General features: G+C 67.4%; 18 protein-coding genes. 15 read left to right on the plus strand and 3 right to left on the minus strand.

What is annotated here, in order from left to right:
• Position 1 precedes the first annotated feature (1 nt).
• The 6 genes from OYT95_RS10320 (at position 2) to OYT95_RS10345 (ending at position 7,799) form a co-directional block, all read left to right on the plus strand.
• Positions 2 to 1,498, plus strand: a complete 1,497-nt coding sequence (locus tag OYT95_RS10320; protein ID WP_268791389.1) for an aldehyde dehydrogenase family protein — start codon at positions 2 to 4, stop codon at positions 1,496 to 1,498.
• A 117-nt stretch (positions 1,499 to 1,615) separates the two neighbouring features.
• The gene (locus OYT95_RS10325) at positions 1,616 to 3,520 is read left to right on the plus strand and encodes a helix-turn-helix domain-containing protein (RefSeq protein WP_268791390.1); all 1,905 of its coding nucleotides are present in this window, start codon (positions 1,616 to 1,618) and stop codon (positions 3,518 to 3,520) included.
• A 149-nt stretch (positions 3,521 to 3,669) separates the two neighbouring features.
• Positions 3,670 to 4,944 carry a hydroxymethylglutaryl-CoA reductase, degradative gene (locus OYT95_RS10330; RefSeq protein ID WP_268791391.1) on the plus strand — a complete coding sequence of 425 codons (1,275 nt, stop codon included), beginning with the start codon at positions 3,670 to 3,672 and terminating at the stop codon, positions 4,942 to 4,944.
• Position 4,945: 1 nt separating this feature from the next.
• Positions 4,946 to 5,914, plus strand: a complete 969-nt coding sequence (locus OYT95_RS10335; protein WP_268791392.1) for a hydroxymethylglutaryl-CoA lyase — start codon at positions 4,946 to 4,948, stop codon at positions 5,912 to 5,914.
• Positions 5,915 to 5,946: 32 nt separating this feature from the next.
• Positions 5,947 to 6,423: a hypothetical protein gene (locus tag OYT95_RS10340; protein ID WP_112299016.1), complete on the plus strand. Its 477-nt coding sequence runs from the start codon at positions 5,947 to 5,949 to the stop codon at positions 6,421 to 6,423.
• The gene (locus OYT95_RS10345; RefSeq protein ID WP_268791393.1) at positions 6,420 to 7,799 is read left to right on the plus strand and encodes a tripartite tricarboxylate transporter permease; all 1,380 of its coding nucleotides are present in this window, start codon (positions 6,420 to 6,422) and stop codon (positions 7,797 to 7,799) included. The genes OYT95_RS10340 and OYT95_RS10345 overlap by 4 nt, the downstream gene beginning before the upstream one ends.
• A 9-nt stretch (positions 7,800 to 7,808) precedes the next feature.
• On the opposite strand, the gene OYT95_RS10350 is transcribed toward OYT95_RS10345, so the two are convergent.
• Positions 7,809 to 8,507: a GntR family transcriptional regulator gene (locus OYT95_RS10350; RefSeq protein WP_037233116.1), complete on the minus strand. Its 699-nt coding sequence runs from the start codon at positions 8,505 to 8,507 to the stop codon at positions 7,809 to 7,811.
• 93 nt (positions 8,508 to 8,600) lie between these two features.
• On the opposite strand from OYT95_RS10350, the gene OYT95_RS10355 reads away from it, so the two are divergent.
• Entirely contained in the window at positions 8,601 to 9,707 is a 1,107-nt protein-coding gene (locus OYT95_RS10355) for an AbrB family transcriptional regulator (protein WP_268791394.1), read from the plus strand.
• Between the two features lie 204 nt (positions 9,708 to 9,911).
• Here the strand turns inward: OYT95_RS10355 and OYT95_RS10360 are convergent, their stop codons facing one another.
• Positions 9,912 to 10,400: an FBP domain-containing protein gene (locus tag OYT95_RS10360; protein WP_037233112.1), complete on the minus strand. Its 489-nt coding sequence runs from the start codon at positions 10,398 to 10,400 to the stop codon at positions 9,912 to 9,914.
• 363 nt (positions 10,401 to 10,763) lie between these two features.
• Between OYT95_RS10360 and OYT95_RS10365 the strand changes: the two genes are divergently transcribed.
• The 7 genes from OYT95_RS10365 (at position 10,764) to OYT95_RS10395 (ending at position 19,376) form a co-directional block, all read left to right on the plus strand.
• A complete protein-coding gene (locus tag OYT95_RS10365; protein ID WP_112299019.1) occupies positions 10,764 to 11,720 on the plus strand; it encodes a glycosyltransferase family 2 protein in 957 nt (318 codons plus the stop codon).
• A gap of 146 nt (positions 11,721 to 11,866) precedes the next feature.
• Positions 11,867 to 12,721: a glycosyltransferase family 2 protein gene (locus OYT95_RS10370; protein ID WP_442972564.1), complete on the plus strand. Its 855-nt coding sequence runs from the start codon at positions 11,867 to 11,869 to the stop codon at positions 12,719 to 12,721.
• A complete protein-coding gene (locus tag OYT95_RS10375) occupies positions 12,711 to 13,715 on the plus strand; it encodes a glycosyltransferase family 2 protein (protein WP_268791396.1) in 1,005 nt (334 codons plus the stop codon). The genes OYT95_RS10370 and OYT95_RS10375 overlap by 11 nt, the downstream gene beginning before the upstream one ends.
• A complete protein-coding gene (locus OYT95_RS10380) occupies positions 13,715 to 15,100 on the plus strand; it encodes a glycosyltransferase family 2 protein (RefSeq protein WP_268791397.1) in 1,386 nt (461 codons plus the stop codon). The genes OYT95_RS10375 and OYT95_RS10380 overlap by 1 nt, the downstream gene beginning before the upstream one ends.
• The gene (locus tag OYT95_RS10385) at positions 15,097 to 16,431 is read left to right on the plus strand and encodes a lipopolysaccharide biosynthesis protein (RefSeq protein ID WP_268791398.1); all 1,335 of its coding nucleotides are present in this window, start codon (positions 15,097 to 15,099) and stop codon (positions 16,429 to 16,431) included. The genes OYT95_RS10380 and OYT95_RS10385 overlap by 4 nt, the downstream gene beginning before the upstream one ends.
• Complete coding sequence (locus OYT95_RS10390) at positions 16,415 to 17,260, plus strand: glycoside hydrolase family 16 protein (RefSeq protein WP_409372722.1); 846 nt, start codon at positions 16,415 to 16,417, stop codon at positions 17,258 to 17,260. Before OYT95_RS10385 ends, OYT95_RS10390 begins: the two co-directional genes overlap by 17 nt.
• On the plus strand, positions 17,253 to 19,376 hold the full coding sequence (locus OYT95_RS10395) for a hypothetical protein (RefSeq protein ID WP_268791399.1): 2,124 nt from the start codon (positions 17,253 to 17,255) through the stop codon (positions 19,374 to 19,376). Before OYT95_RS10390 ends, OYT95_RS10395 begins: the two co-directional genes overlap by 8 nt.
• Here the strand turns inward: OYT95_RS10395 and OYT95_RS10400 are convergent.
• Positions 19,360 to 19,644 (minus strand): hypothetical protein, encoded by a 285-nt coding sequence (locus tag OYT95_RS10400; RefSeq protein ID WP_268791400.1) that lies wholly within the window; start codon positions 19,642 to 19,644, stop codon positions 19,360 to 19,362. The two genes, OYT95_RS10395 and OYT95_RS10400, sit on opposite strands and share 17 nt — an antisense overlap.
• Before the next feature lie 53 nt (positions 19,645 to 19,697).
• Here OYT95_RS10400 and OYT95_RS10405 point away from each other — a divergent pair, with 53 nt between their 5' ends.
• The gene (locus OYT95_RS10405) at positions 19,698 to 20,627 is read left to right on the plus strand and encodes a hypothetical protein (protein ID WP_268791401.1); all 930 of its coding nucleotides are present in this window, start codon (positions 19,698 to 19,700) and stop codon (positions 20,625 to 20,627) included.
• Positions 20,628 to 20,642 lie beyond the last annotated feature (15 nt).

Below are 20,642 nucleotides of genomic sequence, written 5' to 3' on the forward strand. Positions count from 1 at the left end.
CATGACAACGACAGCACCCGCCCCGTCACCCGAGGTCTCCGACTTCCTGGCGAGCCCCGTTCTCCACCTGATCGACGGCCGGAATGTTCCCTCCGCATCCGGCGAAGTCTTCCCCACTGTCAATCCGTGCAATGGTGAAACTCTGGCGCAAGTCGCGTTCGGCGGCGACGAGGACGTCAACCGGGCGGTGTCGGCTGCTCGCCGAGCACTCGACGGACCGTGGGGACGCATGACTCCGGCACAGCGAAGCAAGATTCTCTGGCGGGTCGGCGATCTGCTGGAGGAACGGGTCGAGGAATTCGCGCTCGTCGAAGCGCTCGACAACGGAAAGCCACTGACCTACGCACGTCTCGTCGATGTCCCCCTGTCCGCCGACTGGTTCCGCTACATGGCGGGGTGGCCCACGAAATTGGAGGGCAGCACAATTCCGGTCACCTCCACCGCAGCGCCAGGCGACTACCTCGCGTACACCGTGCGCGAGCCGGTGGGCGTCGTCGCCGCGATCGTCGCCTGGAACTTCCCGCTGCTCCTGGCGGCCTGGAAGCTGAGCCCCGCGCTCGCCGCGGGCAACACCGTCATCCTCAAGCCGGCGGAACAGACCCCGCTCAGCGCAGCGCTACTAGGCGAGGTGCTCCGCGAGGCCGGTATCCCGGACGGCGTGGTAAACATCGTGCAAGGCGACGGTGAGAACGTCGGCGCCGCACTCAGCGCTCATCCCGGCGTCGACAAGGTCTCGTTCACGGGGTCGACCGAGGTGGGACGGCACATCGTCGGTGCCGCGCGCGGCAACCTGAAGAAGGTGACCCTCGAACTCGGCGGCAAATCCCCCAACATCGTCTTCGGCGACGCCGACATCGACGCCGCCATCGAGGGTGCGGCAATGGCCATCTTCTTCAATCAGGGTGAGGCCTGCGAGGCCGGGTCACGGCTGTTCGTGCAGTCCACGGTGTACGACCGGGTCGTCGAAGGGGTCGCCGAGATCGCGTCCACGTTGAAGGTCGGCGACAGCCTCGACCCGGACACCCAGATGGGTCCCGTCGTGTCCGAGAAACAACTCGACACCGTTCTCGGATACCTGAACAGCGGCAGGGCCGAAGGTGCCACCGCCGTGACCGGTGGGGGCCGGAAGGGCGACGTCGGCTACTTCGTCGAGCCGACAGTCCTCGTCGACACCACACCGAACATGCGGGTGGTGAAGGAAGAGATCTTCGGACCCGTCGTCACCGCGATACCGTTCGACGACATCGACGACATCGTCCGGACCGCCAACGACACCGAGTACGGTCTCGCCGCGGGCATTTGGACGTCGGATGTGTCGAAGGCCCACAACGTCGCGGCGGGCATCAAAGCCGGGACGGTGTGGATCAACAGCTACCACGTGCTCGACCCCGCCCTGCCGTTCGGCGGTTACAAGCAGTCCGGTTGGGGACGTGAGCACGGTGCGGCGGTCCTCGACGCATACACCGAGACGAAGACCGTGATCCTCAAGAAGGGATGATCCCGCACGGGCAGATGCCGCCGCTCCGACGGCGGCATCTGCCCGTTTGCCGGGATTCGTGCGGGCGCTGATCTCGATCAGTAGGGACTTCTCCGGTGGTCAGGGCAGGCTGTACGCATGGATTCACTCGAGAGCGGAGACGCGCTGGGGATACTCGCCGACGCGATGGTCGGCGAACTGACGGTCGACTCGGCCGCAGTGCGCGATGCGCTCGACCGTGTCGCTGCCGGTCCGGCCGACCGGGCGGCGTTCGCGGAGAAGGTGCGCCGGCACCAGGTCGAGCTGAGCCGTTTGCGGCGACGGGAGCGCGAACTCGGGGTGTTGTTCTCGAGTGCCCGCGAACTCGCCGAACTCCGTGACATCGACGCCCTCCTCGGACGGTTGGTGAGCCGCGCCCACGAGATGATGGGCACCGACGTCACGTACCTGTCCGAGTTCGACCCGTCGACGCGGGAACTGAACGTCCGCAAGACCGCCGGATCGGTGACACCGCAGTTCCAGCACCTCCGCGTTCCCCCGGGAATGGGGCTGGCGAGTCAGATCGCCGATTCTCGTGCCGCGCAATGGGTTCTGCGCTATCAGGACTACGCGGAAGGACCGCACGAGGAACTCATCGACGATGCGGTTGCGGCGGAGGGGATCGTGTCGATTCTCGGGGTACCGATGCTGTCGGACGGTCACGTGCTCGGTGTGCTGTTCGCCGCCACCCGCCAGGAGTACGCCTTCACGCCGGACGAGATCGCCGTGCTGTCCGCGCTCGCCGATCACGCGTCGGTGGTGCTGCAGACCGCCAGTACCCTCGAGCAGGTTCGCAGGTCCGAGGACGAGGCACGCACGGCACTCGACCGGCTTACCGACTACCTGCAGGTCCGCGACCGGTCCACTGTGGTGCACCAGGAACTCATCGAGGCCGTCCTGGTCGGGGGCGGATTCGAGCAGGTGGCAGGCACTCTCTCGACGGCACTCGGGCGGACGGTCACGATCGTCGACCGGGATCTGCACCCCGTCGCCTCCCACCCCACGCCTGCCGGGCAGGTATCGGTCCAGTTGCCGCCGGTGGTGCTCGATGCCATCACGACGAGCCGGACCACCGGCCGTTGCGTTCGCGTCGACGACCCCGTGACGCCAATCGTGGCCGCTGTCATCGCGGGCGAACTGTATTTCGGCGCAGTGCTGGTCGGGTCCGGGGACATCGAACTCGGACCGGTCGACGAGCGCACCATCGAACGTGCCGCGCAGGTCGGCGCACTGCTGGTACTGCAGCAGAACGCGGTGGCCGACACAGACCTGCGGGCCCGCGTCGAGTTGGTCGCGGACCTGCTCGACCCGGCACCCGAACGGCGCCGCGATCTGGAACGACGGGTACGCGCCCAGCGAGTCACCCTCGCCGCCCTCGACACTGTCGTGCTGATCTCGGTCCCGGCTGAGAACCGTGCCACCGCCGCCCGCGCGGCCAGCGCCTTCGTCGGCGGCCACGGCCTGGTCGGGGAACACGCGGGCGTCGTCGTGGCCGTTCTCACCACCACCGCCCCACCCGAACTCGTCGCGGAACTGCGCAACTACCTGCGCGAAACGTTGCACGGCCCGGTCCTCGCGATCACGACGCCGCGGGCGGAGTCTCCGGACACGCTCCCCGCCCGATTCGAGTCCGGGCTCCGCACCGCTCGGCTGCTGGCGGCGCTCGACACCACCGACGCGGCGGTCAGCACCGATGCGTATCTGCCGTATGCGCTGCTGTTCGACACCGACGCGCGGACGCTGAACGCGTTCATCGACGAGACCATCGGTCCGGTGCGCGCGTACGACGACAGTAAGGGCACAGACCTGCTCGCCACCTTGCGCGCATTCGTCCGCAACGAGGGCAGCCCGACGAAGACGGCGCGGGCTCTCAACTACCACACCAACACGATCTTGCAGCGCCTCCACCGACTGGAGATGCTGCTGGGGCCCGAGTGGCGGAGCGACGAACACCTGTTCCGAATCTCGGCTGCGGTCCGACTCGACGAACTACGCGGACAGTGACAGTCACACATTCCTGGAGCAAATACATGTGCGATCGATACATGTCGAAGTCGGCGGAGTGCCCATACCGTGTGAACCGAAGCACATGACAGGGTTGTCGTCGGGGCGCACCACACGTCCGGCCGCCCGTGAGTACGTGGAGGAACACAGTGCCCGTCAACAGCCGCATCCCCGGTCTGAAGGATTCCAGCGCGCAGCAGCGCCGCACGGTGGTCGCCGAGAGGACCGGCCTGTCCGACCTCGACGTCGCCGTGTTCGATCCCGAGCGGGGTCTCGGCGTCGAGCAGGCCGATCACATGATCGAGAACGTCGTCGGGGTGATGGGGATCCCGGTGGGTGTCGCGACCAACTTCACGGTCAACGGGCGTGACTACCTCGTTCCGATGGCCACCGAGGAGCCGTCCGTGGTGGCCGCGGCCAGCAACGCCGCCCGGATGGCCCGGGTGCACGGGGGCTTCCACACCTCGAGCACCGACCCGGTGATGCAGGCCCAGATCCAGATCCTCGACTGCCCCGACCCCGAGGCGTCCCGGCTGCGGGTGCTCGAGGCACGCACGGAGATCCTCGAACTGGCCAACGCCCAGGACCCGATGCTCGTGCGATTCGGCGGCGGCGCCCGCGACCTCACCGTCCGACTCGTCCCGACGCGCACCGGCGTCCACGTCGTGGTGCACATTCACGTCGACGTGCGAGATGCCATGGGCGCCAACGCCGTCAACACCATGGCCGAGGCCATCGCACCGCGACTCGCCGAGATCTCCGGCGGGCGCACCCTGCTGCGGATCCTGACGAACAAGGCGGACCTGCGCATAACCCGGGCCCGGGCCGTGTTCGACAAGGACCTGCTCGGCGGCGACGAGGTGGTCGACAACATCGTGCATGCCTCCGCGCTCGCCGAATCCGACCCCTACCGCGCCGCCACCCACAACAAGGGCATCATGAACGGCATCACCGCCGCCGTCCTGGCCACCGGCAACGACACCCGCGCCGTCGAGGCGGGCTGCCACTCGCACGCGATCGCCGCGGACGGCCGGTATGCGGCGCTCTCGCACTTCGAGAAGACCGCGGACGGTCACCTTTCCGGCACCCTCGAGGTGCCGATGGCCGTCGGACTGGTCGGCGGCGCCACCAAGGTCCACCCCGTCGCGCAGGCCGCGGTGAAGATGCTCGGCGTGTCCACCGCCTCGGAACTGGCGGACGTGATCGTCGCGGTGGGACTCGCGCAGAACCTGGGCGCCTGCCGCGCCCTGGCCGCCGAGGGCATCCAGCGCGGCCACATGAGTCTGCACGCCCGCACCATCGCCGCCTCGGCCGGCGCCACCAGCGACGAACTCGACGTCGTGGTCAAGCGGCTCATCGACGACCAGCGCATCCGGGTCGAGCACGCGGAAAAGGTGCTCGCCGACCTTCGTTCCGGACACTGACATGACCACCCCCGCGGATCTCGCACCGGTGTGGCGTCCGGCGCCCCACGAATTCGCCGATCCCTCCCTACCCTCGACGGTTCGCGTCTACGAGGTGGGACCGCGCGACGGGCTCCAGGCCGAGTCGACCCTGGTTCCCACCGCGGTCAAGGCGGAGTTCTGCCGTCGGCTCGTGTCCGCCGGGGTCCGAGCGCTCGAGGTGACGAGTTTCGTTTCCCCGAAATGGATTCCGCAGCTCGCCGACGCCGCAGCGCTCGTGGCCGAACTCGACCTCCCCGACACCGTCCGCCAGGTCGTGCTGGCCCCCAACGAGCGGGGACTGGAGCGGGCGCTCACCGCGGGCGCCCGGGAGATCGCCGTCTTCGTCAGCGCCACCGCGGCGTTCGCCCGGAAGAACCTGAACACCACCATCGCCGGGGCGCTCGACAACGCCCGGCCGGTCATCGACGGTGCGTCCGCCGAAGGCATCGGCACCCGTGGCTACATCTCGATGTGCTTCGGTGATCCGTGGGAGGGGCGGGTCGACCCCGGCCGTGTCGCCGACATCGCCGCGGAACTGACGGGCATGGGATGCTCGTCGATCTCACTCGGTGACACCATCGGCGTCGCCACCCCCGGACACGTCCGCGCCGTGCTCGACGCCGTGCAGGCCGCCGGTGTTCCGATCGACTCCATCGCAGGACACTTCCACGACACGTACGGCCAGGCGCTGTCCAACGTGCACGCCGCACTGATCGCGGGAGTCACCGAATTCGACACCGCGGCAGGAGGCCTCGGCAGATGCCCCTACGCGAAGGGTGCCACCGGGAACCTCGCCACCGAGGACCTGGTGTGGATGTTGCACGGCCTCGGCATCGACACGGGCATCGATCTCGACGCACTGACCGACACCTCCCGCTGGATGGCCGGACACATCGGCCATCCCAGCCCGTCGCGGGTGGCGACCGCACTGACCGCCGCCCGCTCCTAGCGCACGACACCCCTCACACGGAAGTACAGACGATGTCCATCGAAAGCCAGCCCGCACCGCAGGCTCCCCCGCCCACCGACGATCAGACTCGGCCTCGTTATCTCGAGGTGTGGGGCGACACGGTGGCCGGGCGAGATCTCGCCGCCTCCGTCGTCATCGGTATCGTCGTGAGCGTCTGCGCGCTCCTCGGCGCGACCGCACTCTTCAACTCCTTCGTCACGGATTCGTCTCTGGCAGAGGCATATGCACTTCTGGTCGGGATCGCCGCCTGCCTCGTCGCGGGCGTCGTCAGCGGGAAGTTGTTCCGCCCCAAGCGGAACATCGCCGTCGACTCGTCCGAGGGCGACACGGTCGGCGACGTCATCCGGGTTCTGCAGGAAGAGCGCCAGGGGCTGGGGTCGGTCAGCGACCTGCCCGCACAGACGGTCCGGGAGTTGAAGGAACTCGACCTCTACGACCGGTTCGTCGAGGCGGAGACGCAGACGCCCGAGACGGGCGGACGATCATGAGCGTGCTGTTCACCAACGACGTCCTGATCGCGATCGCGCTCGGCGTCATCGGCGCCGTCGTGTTTTCCCTGATCGGGCTGGTGTCCGGGACCGACGAGACGGCCACCATCGCCCCGCTGACCCTGCTGGTCATCCTGCTCGGCGCCCCGCCCGCGGCGGTGTTCACCTTCTTCCTCGCCGGCGCCGTCGCCAAGCACATGACCCACGCGGTGCCCACCACGTTGCTCGGCATCCCCGGCGACACGATGGCCGTTCCGCTGATGCGTGAGGCGCGGTTGCTGCGCAGCCTCGGTGTGCCGCACATCGCCCTGCGTAAGGCGATCTCGGGTGCGATCATCTCCGCGTTCATCGCCGTCCCGGTGGCGGTGCTGTTCGCCACCCTGCTCGCACCGGTCGCCGACACCGTCCAGTCGGTGGCACCGTGGTTGTTCCTCGTCGCCGCCGTCGCGATCGCCTACACGTCGCCGGGCAAGTGGTCCGGGGTGGCCGCGCTCGTGCCGTTCGTCGTGCTCATCCTCGCCCTCAAGTCGCTGACGCAGAGCTACGACATCTCCCTGAACATCAGCTACTTCCTCGGCATCGCGGTCGGCCCCCTCATCGCGGACCTGTTCCTCGTGCTCGGTGCGCCGGGACGCAAGGACATGGCCCGCACCGAACCGGCGACGGTGTGGCTCGCCCCGGAGATCAAGGGGTGGAAGGGATACTTCCCGAACCCCTTCCGGATGCTCGACAGCAGACAGACCGCACAGGTCGCGGCGACCGCGACCGTCTCGAGCGCCACGTTCGTCTTCAGCCCGGTCGCGATGACCGTGCTCATGGGTGAGGTCGTCGGCTCACGGGTCAAGCAGGGCTACCACCGGCTGACGTCGGTGATCGCCGCCCGCAACGGAACCACCGAATCCACCTACATCGCCGAGGCGCTCATTCCACTCATCGCGTTCGGTCTGCCGCTGAGCCCGGTCGCCGCAGGGCCGGCCGCACCCCTGTTCAACGCGCCACCGGTCTTCACCACCGACGACGGCACCGGGCAGATCCGCAACCTGTCCACGGCACTGACGAACTGGGAGTTCCTGCTCTACGGTCTCGGCGCAGTGGTGATCGCCGCGATCATCGCGTACCCGTTCGCGATGAACTTCGCCCACCGCGCGGCCACGCTCGTCGTCCGGTACGTCAGCCACGAGGCGATCATCGCCACGTTCACCGGCCTGGTCGTCGTCATCAGCATCTGGGAGGGCGGCATCCTCGGCCTCGCCGTCACCCTCACCGTCGGACTCGTCGGCGGTCTGCTGTCGCGGGCGTTCAAGATCCACGCCGGCGTCCTGTTCATGGGGTATTACGTGGCAGTCCTCAGCGTCCCCGCCATCCTCGCACTCTGACCGCGCCGACTACGCGGTGACCAGGTCGATGGCGACGGCCGATCCCTGCGGATTGACGACCGCGTCGAGGATGGTCTTCTGCGTCTGGGTCAGATGCTCGGTACAGGCCGCGGCCGCCGCCGGTCCGTCGCCGGCGAGGATCGCACGGCACATCGACAGGTGCTCCGCCAGCGAGACGTCCAGACGGTCCGGGTGGGAGTGGGCTATGTTGCGGAGCCTCTCGGTGTGCGGCCGGAGTTCGGCGATCGATCGGGCGAGTTGCGAATTCCGGGTGTGCGCGATCACGGCCTGGTCGAAGGTCTCCGTGAGTGCGTAGAAGCGATCCCGCCGGGATTCGGACGGGGTCTCCTCGGAGATCGCCTCGAGTGCCGCCGCTACCTCGTCGAATTGCTGCCGGGCCGCGGTGTCCCGGGTGACGGCCTCGGCGACCATCCGCGCCGCGGCCGCCTCGAGCAGGATGCGTAGCTCGAACAGGTCCCGAACGCTCTTGATCGAGATGGGAGCGACCCGCGCGCCCTGCCGGTCGATGAGGGAGACCAGCCCCTCCCCCTCGAGGCGAAGGAAGGCCTGGCGAACCGGGGTGCGCGACGCCGAGAACCGCGTGCCCACGTCGATGGCGCTCAGCGACTGACCCGGGGACAGGGTCCCGGTCAAGATGTCCTGCTTGAGCTGCTCGTATACCTGTTCGCTCTTGCTCTCGCCCGCCATGCATACATCCTAACGTTCGCAGTGGTATGAGCTACGGTATACACTAATGCGCACCATAGAACAGGGACAGCATCCCGGAGTAGGCGTCAACACGTGAACGACGTGCACACCACCGAACGATCCGTGCCGACGCGCGCGTCCGACCTGCGCAGTCGCGGACTCCGTTGGGCTGCACTGATCGCACTTTCGGTCGGCGGCTTGGCCCTCGGTGAGAGCGTCGGACTGACGGCGGCGGGTCTCTTCTCGGCCCTGATCGTCGCGGCGACCCTGGCCGTCACCGGACGGGGCCCGTCCCGAGTGCCCCGGCCGCTGGGAAAGCTTGCGCAGGGTGTGCTGGCGAGCGCAGTCGGACTGATGGTGCACCGGGACACGATCGCCGCCCTGGGCTCGATGTGGGTGCCGGTGGTCTCGATCGCGGCCGCGACCCTGGTGCTCAGCGTGGCGGCCGGAGCACTCCTCGCGCTGCATCGTGACGTGGACGCGGTGACGGGATCCCTCGCCATGACCGCGGGCGGCGCCACCGGACTCGTCGCGATGGCCCGCGAACTCGGCGGCGACGACCGCATCGTCGCCGTGGTGCAGTACCTGAGGGTGGCGCTCGTCGTCGTGTCGATGCCGATGATCGTCACGTTCGGCTTCCGCGCCGATACCGGTGCGGAGACCGTGACGACCACCGATGGCGGCGGGTCCGAATGGTATGTAAGCCTGCCGGTCCTGGCACTGTTCATCGTGGGCGGAACCGCCGTCGCGTCACTCGTTCGACTGCCCGCACCCGCGACGCTGGGTCCGCTGGCCGTGAGTGCCGGGGTCGAACTCGGGGGCTGGAGCGACGCGGTCACCGTCCCGCCGATGCTGATGACCGCCGCGTTGATCCTCATCGGCTGGCAGGCCGGGCTTGCGTTCGATCGGGCGATCGGACGAATCCTGCCGTACGCCGCGCTGCTCACCCTGCTGGTCGGGGCGGCCTGCGCCGGCCTGGGCGTCCTACTCTCCCACCTCACCGGCGCAAGCCTGCTCGAGGCCTATCTCGCCACCACGCCCGGGGGTCTGGCTGCGGTGCTGGCCGTATCGGCATCCACCGCCTCGAACGTCACGTTCGTCGCGGCCGCTCAGGTGTTGCGCCTGGTCATCATGCTCGTCACCACCCCGCTCATGGCGAAGGCGTTTGCCCACTTCAGTTCTCGGCGCCGCCGAGCGTAGCGGAAATCCTCTCCGGACGGCACGGTCCGGTCGCGTCCGGGCCGTCTCGACCGGAGAGGAGTCCCGCCCACCCCGAGTTTCGTTGCAGTGTCTCCGAACTCGGGGTGCGTCGGGAATTGGGGTCCTCGAATGTCGGCGCATGGCATCTACCTCCGATTCTTGTGAGCAGCTACCGGGCTGCAGGGTGGGCCGGTGTGGGGTGGGTCAGCCGTAGACCCTCGCGACAAAGGCGTTGAGATTGTCGCGGACCCGCTCGATTCTCTCCTCGGGCTCGAGATCCTCGCGGTACTGCCTGCCGAGTGCGGGCGATTTCTTCCGGCGCGCGTAGAGCGAGCAGGCGAGATCGGCGCACATGTACGTGCCGATCGAGTTGCCCCGGCGTCCGGATTCACCCGATTTGCGCGCGGTCATCAGCGAGACGCCGCCATTGGCGTGCGTCGTCATGCAGACCGTGCACATTTGCGCCCGGCGGTAACCGCCCGTTTCGTAGCGCAACGCGACGCCGACGAGACCGCCGTCCCGCGGTACGACGACATAACAGCGGCCGGGAAACGACGGGTCGCTCCAGCCGAGGAAGTCGAGGTCGTCCCAGGGCCGATCGTCCAGGTCACGAGGGACGGGTAGGCGCTTGGCGTCGCCTTTGGAGCAGTTGATGAACGACGACCTGATGTCACGTTCGGTGACGGGTTCCATGACGAGATGAACTCCTTCTGTCGACGGGTTGACAAAGCCACGTGACAATACGGACAGCAGCGAGGTCGAGCAACGGATTTTCGACGGTCCACGTTTCGAAGGACTGGCCCGCCCGCGCAGGCAACGAGAACCATATTCAGAAAAACCCACACACGGTCGAGTAATTCTTCCAATAACGGGGGAAAGGTATGTTTCTGACATTGAATGTGGAACACTGGTCTGATCGGAACCCAAGCCGAGAACGCTGTAACCACGGCACTCTTCACGGCAGCGCATGGACGTGCGGCCGGGACGAGAGCGCAACCTGAGTGACGCCGTGGTCCGTGCGAATCGGCGGGTGCGGGGCCGGGGTGGGAGAACAGCATGGTGACGAATTCGGACGCCGCGCACACGTCGAGGCGCGAGGCCGAAACAGGGTCTGTACCGGGCCGGGACCGGGAGCGACCACCGACCGTCTCTCTGTGCATTCCTGCCTATCAGGCGGAGCGTCATCTGCAGACAACGCTCGACAGCGTTCTGGCGCAGACCTTCACCGACCTGGAAATCGTGATCGTCGACAACCACAGTTCGGACGGCACCCCCGACATCCTGGAGAACCTCCACGACGACCGTGTCCGGATCATCCGGAACGAGGCGACGGTGCCGATGGTGGACAATTTCAATCTCGCGATACGCGAGAGCCGAGGACGATTCGTCAAACTGATCTGCGCCGACGACACCATCGAGCCCGATTGCGTCGCAACACAAGCCGCTGTGCTCGCGGCGGACGACGGCGTGGCGCTCGTATCCGTGCGGACCGATTTCATCGACGACGAGGGCACGCTGCTCCGGCCGGCACGGGGGCTCGGGGGAATCGTCGGGCGCAATTCGGGACAAACTGTGGTCCGGCGAATCGTCCGGAGTGGAAGCAACCCCATCGGGCCCCCGGTGGCCGGGATGTTCCGCCGGGTCGATTTCGATCGGTGCGGCGGGTTCCGGGGCGAGCTTCTCTTTCCGATGGAGCTCGACCTGTGGTCGCGACTCGTTCGAAAAGGCGACTTCGTCGGTGTGCCGCGCACGCTGGCATCGTTCCGGATCGGCAGCGATTCGAATACCGCATTGACCTCGGCACGTTCGCAACTCGCCCAGCAGCTCGAGTTCACGAGTCGATTGATCCACGATCCCGAATGGCAGATCCCCCTGTCCGACCGAGTACTCGGCCGGATCAATTCGTACGACATGCAGATGCGGCGAAGTCTGCTGTTCGCACTCAGCGCGCTCCGTGCATCGAGACGCCGGCGTGCACTCGGATCGGAGAAGGGCCGGGAACGGCCGGGGTGAATCCGTCTGGACACGAACAGATCGCCGCAACGAACAGATCACCGCAACGAACAGCCTCCGGACCCCCGCACTCGTCCGGAGTGAACCCAGACATCAGCAGGACGCGGGCACTCGACAGCCCCTATGACGCAACGGACGTGAAGGCGATGGATGCACACGTGACCGAGATACACCCCAACGACAATCCGAGGAAAACCACGCCGAGACCGACCGTGTCGGTGGTGATGCCGGCACTGAACGAAGCGAAAAATCTACCGTTCGTCGCGGCCCGGATGCCGACCGGCATCGACGAGCTCGTGTTCGTCGACGGCAATTCCGTCGACGACACCGTCGCCGTCGCGCGACGGTTGTGGCCCGGCGCGAAGATCCTGACGCAGACCCGTAAGGGTAAGGGCAATGCGCTGGCCTGCGGTTTCCTACACGCCACGTCCGACATCGTGGTGATGATCGACGCCGACGGATCCACCGACCCCGCCGAGATCCCGGCGTTCGTCGACGCGCTGGTCCGCGGCGCAGACTTCGCGAAGGGAAGCCGGTTCATCGCCGGCGGTGGAAGCGCCGACATCACGTTCACCCGCCGTCTGGGCAATCGGATGCTGAATTCCTTCGTCAACATGGAATTCGCTGTCGCGTTCACCGACCTCTGCTACGGCTACAACGCGTTCTGGCGGCGGCACGTCAGTGTGATGTCACTGCCCGCGACGGACCGCCCCGACGCCCACTGGGGTGACGGCTTCGAGATCGAGACGCTGATCAACGTCCGGATGGCGACATCCGGCCTCGGCATCGTCGAGATACCGAGCTTCGAGCGGCGGCGGATCAGTGGCAAGAGCAATCTCAACGTGGTGCGCGACGGTTTCCGGGTGCTGCGGACCGTCCGGATGGAACACCGCAACGGCACGAAGATGACTGCGAAGTCGATCGAGCGGCCCACTTCGCTCACCCGCCGATCCGTCTACTCGTGGCGGTCCCGCGATCGCGGTGATTACGTTGCCCGATGAGGTCCCGGCCACCGGGCATTCAGTCCTGGACGCGACCGACGAATTCGATACGGGCCCAGCCGAATCCCTCTCGGTCGTCATCTGCGCCTACACCACTCGGCGTTGGTTCGACCTGTGCCGGTCGGTGGAGTCGGTGCTGTCGCAGGACGGGCCCGATCCCGAACTCATCCTGGTGATCGATCATTGCGACGAGCTGTATGTGCGTGCGTGCAACCGATTCCGTGAGGACGAGCGGGTGACGGTCCTGGCGAACGCGGATACCCGGGGACTGTCCGGGGCACGCAACACCGGTGTCCGAGCCGCCCACGGCGACGTGGTCGCGTTCGTCGACGACGATGCCCGCGCCGAGCCGGGGTGGACGCAGGCCCTCATACATCATTACCGGAATCGCGGAATTGCCGGCGTGGGCGGGTATGCGGTCCCGAGCTGGTCCGGGGTTCGTCCCCCGTGGCTGCCGGAGGAGTTCGACTGGGTGGTCGGCTGCAGCTACGTCGGCCAGCCGACGCGGGTCGCGCCCGTCCGCAACCCCATCGGCTGCAACATGTCGATGCGCCGCTCGGTTCTGTACGCCGTCGGCGGATTCAGATCCGAAGTGGGCCGCGTCGGCTCCGTTCCCGTCGGCGGTGAGGAGACCGAACTCTGTATCCGCATCCGGGCGAACCGGACTTCCAACCAGATCCTGTTCGATCCGGACATGCGGGTACAGCACCATGTGTCGGCGGACCGGGCCACCCTGCGGTATTTCGTGCGGAGATGCCATCACGAAGGACTGTCGAAGGCTGTCGTCGCGGAACTGACCACCGCATCTGATGCGCTGAGCAGCGAACGCACCTACACCCTGCATGTCCTACCGCGAGCGGTGCTGCGTGAAGGCCTCTCGATGCGGCGAGACGGACTCGCGCGGGCAGCGGTCGTGCTGTTGGGCCTGGCGGTCACGACCGCCGGATACCTTCAGGGCAGGGCCGCCATCCGGCTGCACACCGGGAGGTCCTGATGGATCCCGCCGCACCCGCTCTCACTCTCCGCCCCGCCCTGGACAGTCCCGAGCGGCCGGACTGGGACGGTGCGGTGTGGATAGGCGAAGTGTGGGTCGGCGCGATCGAGGACGCCGACCGGGCCGGGCGTGCGGCGGGAATTCCGGTCCGCTGCCGGTTGGCGGGCGCGGAGGGCTACGGCCGGGCGCGACTGCTCGTCCGCGCCGACGGACGCCCGCTCGGGTTCGTCGAGATCGAGGTGTCGGAGAGTTCCGTGAATTTCGGCGAGCTCAGGCGCCGAGTCGCGGGACTGCGGGTCACCGAGCCGGACCGCCCTGTGCGGGCCGGTCCGGCTCGCGTGGCCGAGGGCAATGCCGTGCCGGTGACGGTCGTCGTATGCACCCGCGACCGGGTGTCGATGCTGCGAGCGGCCCTCCGATCCGTCCTCGCGGTGGACTATCCGTCGTTCGACGTACTCGTCGTCGACAACGCCCCCAGAACCGACGCCACCCGGCAGTACGTCCTCGGTCTCGCGGATCCGAGGGTGCGCCTGATCCGTGAGCCTCTCCCGGGGCTGTCCCGGGCACGCAACACCGGACTGTCGGCGGCCACCGGCGACATCGTCGCGTACACCGACGACGACGTGGTCGTCGATCGGCACTGGCTCTCGGCGCTGGTCGACGGTTTCGGCCGGGGCCCGTCGGTGTCGTGCGTATCCGGGATGGTGCCTGCCGGTGAGATCCGGACACCGGCGCAGGCCTACTTCGATCGGCGGGTCGGCTGGTCGGACTCCACCGATGCCCGCGTCTTCGACTGGGCGAAACCACCCGCCGACGTTCCCCTGTTTCCCTTCACCGTTCGCTGTTACGGCACGGGCGCCAACTTCGCGGTGGAGCGCGACGTGGTTCGCCGCCTCGGCGGTTTCGACGAGGCGCTCGGCGCGGGCGCTCCGACGGGCGGGGGCGAGGACATCGACATGTTCTTCCGGATTCTGCGCTCGGGGCGCCAGCTCGTTCACGACCCGGCGGCGATCGTGTGGCACCGGCACCGCGACGACAGCGAAGGCCTTCTCGTCCAGTCCCGCGGCTACGGACTCGGACTCGGAGCGTGGCTCGCGAAGATCGCGGGCGATCCCGAGATGGCCACGCTCGCGGCGACGACAGCGGCCCGCCGCGGCGGCGCGCTCGTCCGCCACCTCCGTGCCTCGTCGAAGGAGACGGCTCCACCGGCGGATCTCGCGGAACTCCTGCCGGCGGGCCTCGGCTCTACCACCGTCCGATCGATCATGAAGGGCCCCTGGGCCTATCGGTCGGCGCGTCGGGAAGGCCGGTCGCCTGCGCCGCTGCGGAAACGGACCCCGCAACAGCCGACTGCGGTCCCCCACCATCCGATGGTCGAGCCGTGACTCCCGGCATTCCACGTATCGAGGCGAGCCGGGTCGACTCCGAGCACCCGGCCGAGCGGAACCTGCGCCTCAACACCAACTCCCTGATTCTCGCCAACGTCCTGGCGGGGGTGCTCGGACTCGCCTTCTGGGCCGCGGCCGCCCGGCTGTTCCCCGCCCACGAAGTGGGGGTGGCCTCGGCACTGATCACGTCCGCCGTGATGCTGTCGACCTTGTCGATACTCAGCATCGACACGATGTACGAGCGGTTCCTGCCGTTGGCGGGCACCCACACCGGAGCTCTGCTCAAGCACGGCTTCCTCCTGGTTTCCGCCACGTCCCTGCTGTCGGGGACGGCGCTGGTGGTGTTCGGTCCCCGCGACCCACTGTTCGAATCCGGCTGGGCGATGGTCTGTTTCCCCGTCTTCGTGATGGTTCTCGGAGTGTTCACGCTGCAGGACAAGGCCACCGCCGGACTCGGGGTGGCGCGGTGGTCGGCCGCGAAGAACTCGTTCCATGCGGCGGCAAAACTCATCGTGCTGCTCGCATTGGCCGGCACCGACGTGGCCGTGTCCATCGTCTCCGCGTGGGGTGCGACCGCGGCGGCGGCGGCAGCGTGCATTCTGGTTGCGCTGCACCGACGATCCCGCTCCCACCCCCGGTTCCTCGCGGCACCGAACCTGCCGCCGCGCCGTGAACTGTGGTCGTACTTCGGGTCGTCCTTCGGCATCACGGCGCTGTGGGCGATCGGGCCTCTCGTGGTGCCGCTGATCGTGGTCACGCAGGTCGGCGCCGAGGCGAATGCGTACTTCGCGATCGCGTGGGCGATGATCAGCGCGTTGTATCTGATGGTGCACCTGGTGGTCAGCCCGTACGTCGCGGAAGTCGCCGCCCACCCGGGCAGGGTCGCGTCGCTGTCCCGCCGACTGGTGCGCACCCTCGCCGTGGTGGCGTGTGCCGGCGGGGTGGGACTGGTGGTCGTCGGCCCCCTCCTCCTCGGGGTCGTCGGCGCCGAGTACCGGACACACAGCACCGGTCTGCTCTACCTCGCCGGCGTGTTCATTCCCCTGTCCGTGGTGGGCGCCGTCTACGAGGGACTGGCGCGGGTGCACCGCAGGCTGACGTTGGCACTGGTCGTCCGCGGCCTCTCCACGTTGATCATCGTCGCCGGCTCCCTGATCGGCACCCGGGCGATCGGTGTCGTCGGCGTCGGCTGGGCTTACCTTGCCGCCGAGGCGGTGTCGGCGCTGGTTCTGATCGGCCCGGTGATCCTCTGGCTTCGGCGGGCCCCACACGAAGGCGGGTACGACGAGGTTCCCGCAGACGATCCGGGAGGTGAGCGAGTTGAGTAGACGATCGTGGGTTCGAGCGGCCCGTGCGTCGCTGATCGGCGTGAGCGCCGTGCTGATCGCGCAGGCGGCGGCTCCGCCCACCGACCTTGCAGTGCAGTCGGTCTCGTCGTACCAGAAGCAGCAGGCTCTCATGTTCGACGACTTCAACGGCCCCGCCTGGACGCCACCGAACCCTCAGTGGTGGTCGTACGACACGGGCGGCGGCGGCTGGGGCAACGGCGAGTCCCAGACCTACACGTCCGCAACCTCTAACGTCCGACTGGACGGTGCCGGGCACCTGGTGATCGAGGCCCGTAACGACGGCGGTGAATACACGTCCGCCCGCGTGACGACGCAGGGACGCACGTCCCTCCTCTACGGTCGCGCCGAGGCTCGTGCCAAGCTCCCCCGCGGAGCGGGAATGCACCCGGCCTTCTGGCTTCTCGGCACGGACCTCGGCGTCGTCGGCTGGCCGGACAGCGGCGAGATCGACGTGGTCGAGACGATCAGCGGTGCCGGCCAGCTGTACAGCAGCGTGATCGGGCCGAGGACGACCGGCGGCGACTGGCAGGCCGGCCCGACCACCGACGTGGCGAACACCTTCGTGGACGATTTCCACACGTACTGGGTGGAGAAGGCCCCCGGCAGGGTGACGTTCGGGGTGGACGGCCAGATCACCGGCGCCGTCACCGCGGCCGGCCTCCCGCCGGACGAACGGTGGGTGTTCGACAAGCCCTTCTTCCTCCTGCTCAACGTGGCCGTCGGCGGAGAATGGCCCGGCCCTCCCGACAGCAGCACGCCGTTCCCGGCCGCGATGGTCGTCGACTGGGTACGTGTTACCGGTGACTAGGTCCGCGCCTCAGCTCGACGTACCCCGGCCCGCGGCAGTCGCGACCACGACCGACGCAGTGGAGTCCGGTCGGTACGACAGCCTCGCCCTGATGTCGGCGGCGGTCGGTGCGCTCGCACTGGCTCCGCTGTCACCGGAATTGCGCGCGATCCTGCTCGCGACGTTCGTCCTCACGGGGCCGGGACTGGCCGTGGTGACATGGATGCGGCTCCAGGCGCCCGCCGTCGCCGCCGCGATACCCGTGACCGGTCTGTCGATGATGACGGGTTTCACCGCGGTCCTCGGGTGGGCGAATCGCTGGGTTCCCGTTCCGTTCCTGCTGACCCTCGTCGCCGGCGTCGCCCTCTCGGCCGTTCTCCACGCGCGGCACTCGGGAGGACTCGCCACTCTCGTCCCGGCCATTCCCCGGTCAACTGCAGTGCGCGGCAACGCACCCCTGCTCTGGACGCTGGCGATGCTGGGAGCCTGGCTGGCCGTCCTGCCGGGGTTGATCGACGTGCCCTACTCCGAGTTCGGCCTGCTGGCCGTCGGCACCGGGCCGGGACTCGTCCTCGTCGTCGCATCGCTGGTCGGGGCGTTCGTCTGGGCGCTGCGGAGGAACCACTTCGTCACCGCCGCGTCGATCATCGGCGCCGTGATCGTCGTCCAGCGTGCGACCGTCAGCCTGATCACCGAAGCACCGATCTACACCTGGACGTACAAGCACATCGGCGTCGTCGACTATCTCCAGCAGCATCAGACGCTTCCGCCACGCGGTATCGACGTGTACGGCGAATGGCCTGCCTTCTTCACGGCATTCGCGTGGTTCGGCGAGATCACGTCCGTCGATTCACTGCTGGTCGCACAATGGTTCGCCCCGGTGATCCATGCCCTGCTGGCGTTACTCGTCGGCGCCCTGGCGATGTTGCTGGGGCTGGGAATCCGGCATGCGCTCGCCGCGGCGATGATCGTCGAACTGGTGAACTGGGTCGGGCAGGACTACTTCGCCCCCCAGGCGTTCGCACTGCTCATGGCGGTCGGGATCCTGGCGCTGCTCATCGCCTCCCGGACCTCCCACCATGCGGGGTACATCGCTCTTCTTGCGTTCGCCGCCCTCATCCCGACGCATCAGCTCACGCCGTACTGGCTGCTCGGGGTCATCATGGCGCTGGTCGTGACTCGGCAGATCCGGCCGTGGTGGCTCCCTATCCCGTATCTCGCGATGCTCGTCGGCTATCTCGTGCCGCGCATGTACGTCGTGCTCCCGCACGGATTGTTCTCGGGCGCCAACCCCGTGGCCAACGGATCCAGCAACGTCGAGTACGCGGGTTCCCTCGGCAAGCTCGTCACGTCCACGGTGTGCCGGGGACTGTCCGCCGCGGTGATCGTGCTCGCCGTCGTCGGGATCATCGTGTGGTGGCGTCAGGGCCGGCCGTTCCTCGCACCGGTGATCATCGCCTTCAGCTCGTTCTCCCTGCTCTTTCTGCAGAACTACGGCGGCGAGGCCATCTTCCGGGTGTACCTGTATGCACTACCCGGGTGCGCGATCCTGATCGCTCCCCTGTTCGTCGCTGCGATCACCCGCACCGGTCGTCATGTCGCGCTCCGACGGGCGACCGCGTTGGTTGCTGCGGTCGCCCTCAGCGGCGCGGCCGTCGCCGGGCTGCAAGGCTATTACGGTCTGTGGTCGCTCGTCGTGGAGTATCGGTCCCAGGTCACCCTTTTCGACGACTTGACCGCAGACATCCACGGCCCCGCCATGATCACCAGCCTGGATTCGGCGGGATTCCCCAGCCGCGCCACCGCCGACTACGCCGATCTGGCCAAGCACGATCAGGACTTCGACACGCCGATCGTCGACCGCTGGCCGGAGTTCCCGAAGGATTTTCCCGATGCCCGCCAGTTCGAGGACATCACACTGGTTGCGGAATCGAGCAGTGCAGAAACCTTTTTCGTGTTCACGACGCAGGCACTAGACGCCATCGACTACTACCGGTACTTCACTCCGGAGGCGGTAGCGAGATTCGAGAGTCAGTTCCGGCACAGCCCGCAGTGGTCGATCCGGCTGCAGGACGACCACACGATCGTCTATCAATTCGACCGCACCGGTTCGGGTGCCGTCAGTACCGGCGGCTGACAAACCAGAAACGAGTTTCGAGAACAAATAGTTCGTTTATAACGGGGAAGAGGTTTGTTTTAATCCCCAAATGTGGAAGACTGGTCTGATCGGAACCTGAGCCGGCACCGTCGCCTTCGAGGCGAGTCGGCCGGTGGGGGCCGGGGCGGGAGATCAACACGATGGCGAATTCGGATGCCGCGCTCACAGCGAAGCGCGAGACCCTGATGATTGCGGGCCAGTCCGCGCCACAGCACACCAGGCGGACGGCGATGCCGTCGAGCGACATTCGACGCGGCCTCCGACAGTTACCGAGTATCGACAAGATGTGAGGACAGACCCATGGCATTCGTTATTTCCACCGAGTCCGATGTCACGGACGAGGCCCGACGCGAGCGAATCTTCTCGGGCGAGGTGTTCTGCTTCCCGCCTCGCGACTCGATCCGCGCTTTCAGTGAATTCGCCTGGGAGTTGATCGAAGCCGCCTTCGGTGCGCACAATCCGCTGACCGCGCACGACGACCTTCCGGTCGAGGAATACGTGCGCATCCTCGGGCCACTGAAGACCGGCTTCACCCACCATCCCCATTCCAAGGAACTCCTGCGCAATGTCCTCGTGGACCTCGGGGCCGACATCACCCGGACGTACTTCGACGTGCCCAAACTGCGCGCCGTGCCCCCGGCCTCCTATCTCACCGCGGGTCTGGGATACAACTACACGCCGCACCGCGACACCTGGTACTCCTCACCGCAGTGTCAGAACAACTGGTGGGCACCGATTCTCGGGGTGACCGACAAGAGCTGCATGGCGTTCCATCCCGAATACTGGCAGCGGCCGACCGACAATTCGAGCGCCGAGTTCGACGCCTACGAATGGAATCGATCCTCCCGCCGCGACGCCGCGCTCTACATCAAGGAGGACCCGCGACCGCACCCGCGGCTCAGCGGACAGGATCCCGGCAGCGAAGTCCGGATCGTCGGCGAGGTCGGATCGATCCTGTCGTTCTCCGGCGCCCAACTACACGCAACGGTGCCGAACACGACCGGTCAGGCCCGATTCAGTTTCGATTTCCGCACGATCAGCCTCGACGATCTGATCGCGAAAGCGGGCCCCTCGAACGTCGATTCCCATTCGACCGGCACCTCCGTCCGCGACTACCTGCGCGCCGACACCTACGACCGGGTGCCCGAGGAGATCGTTGCGCAGTACGACCAGGGCGGCAGCACCGACGGCGTCCTCGTGTTCGACCCGTCCGTACTCGAAGTCACGTAGAACGATCACCGAGGA

The organism is Rhodococcus sp. JS3073 (assembly GCF_026810085.1).
Taxonomy (GTDB): Bacteria; Actinomycetota; Actinomycetes; order Mycobacteriales; family Mycobacteriaceae; genus Rhodococcus_F; species Rhodococcus_F wratislaviensis.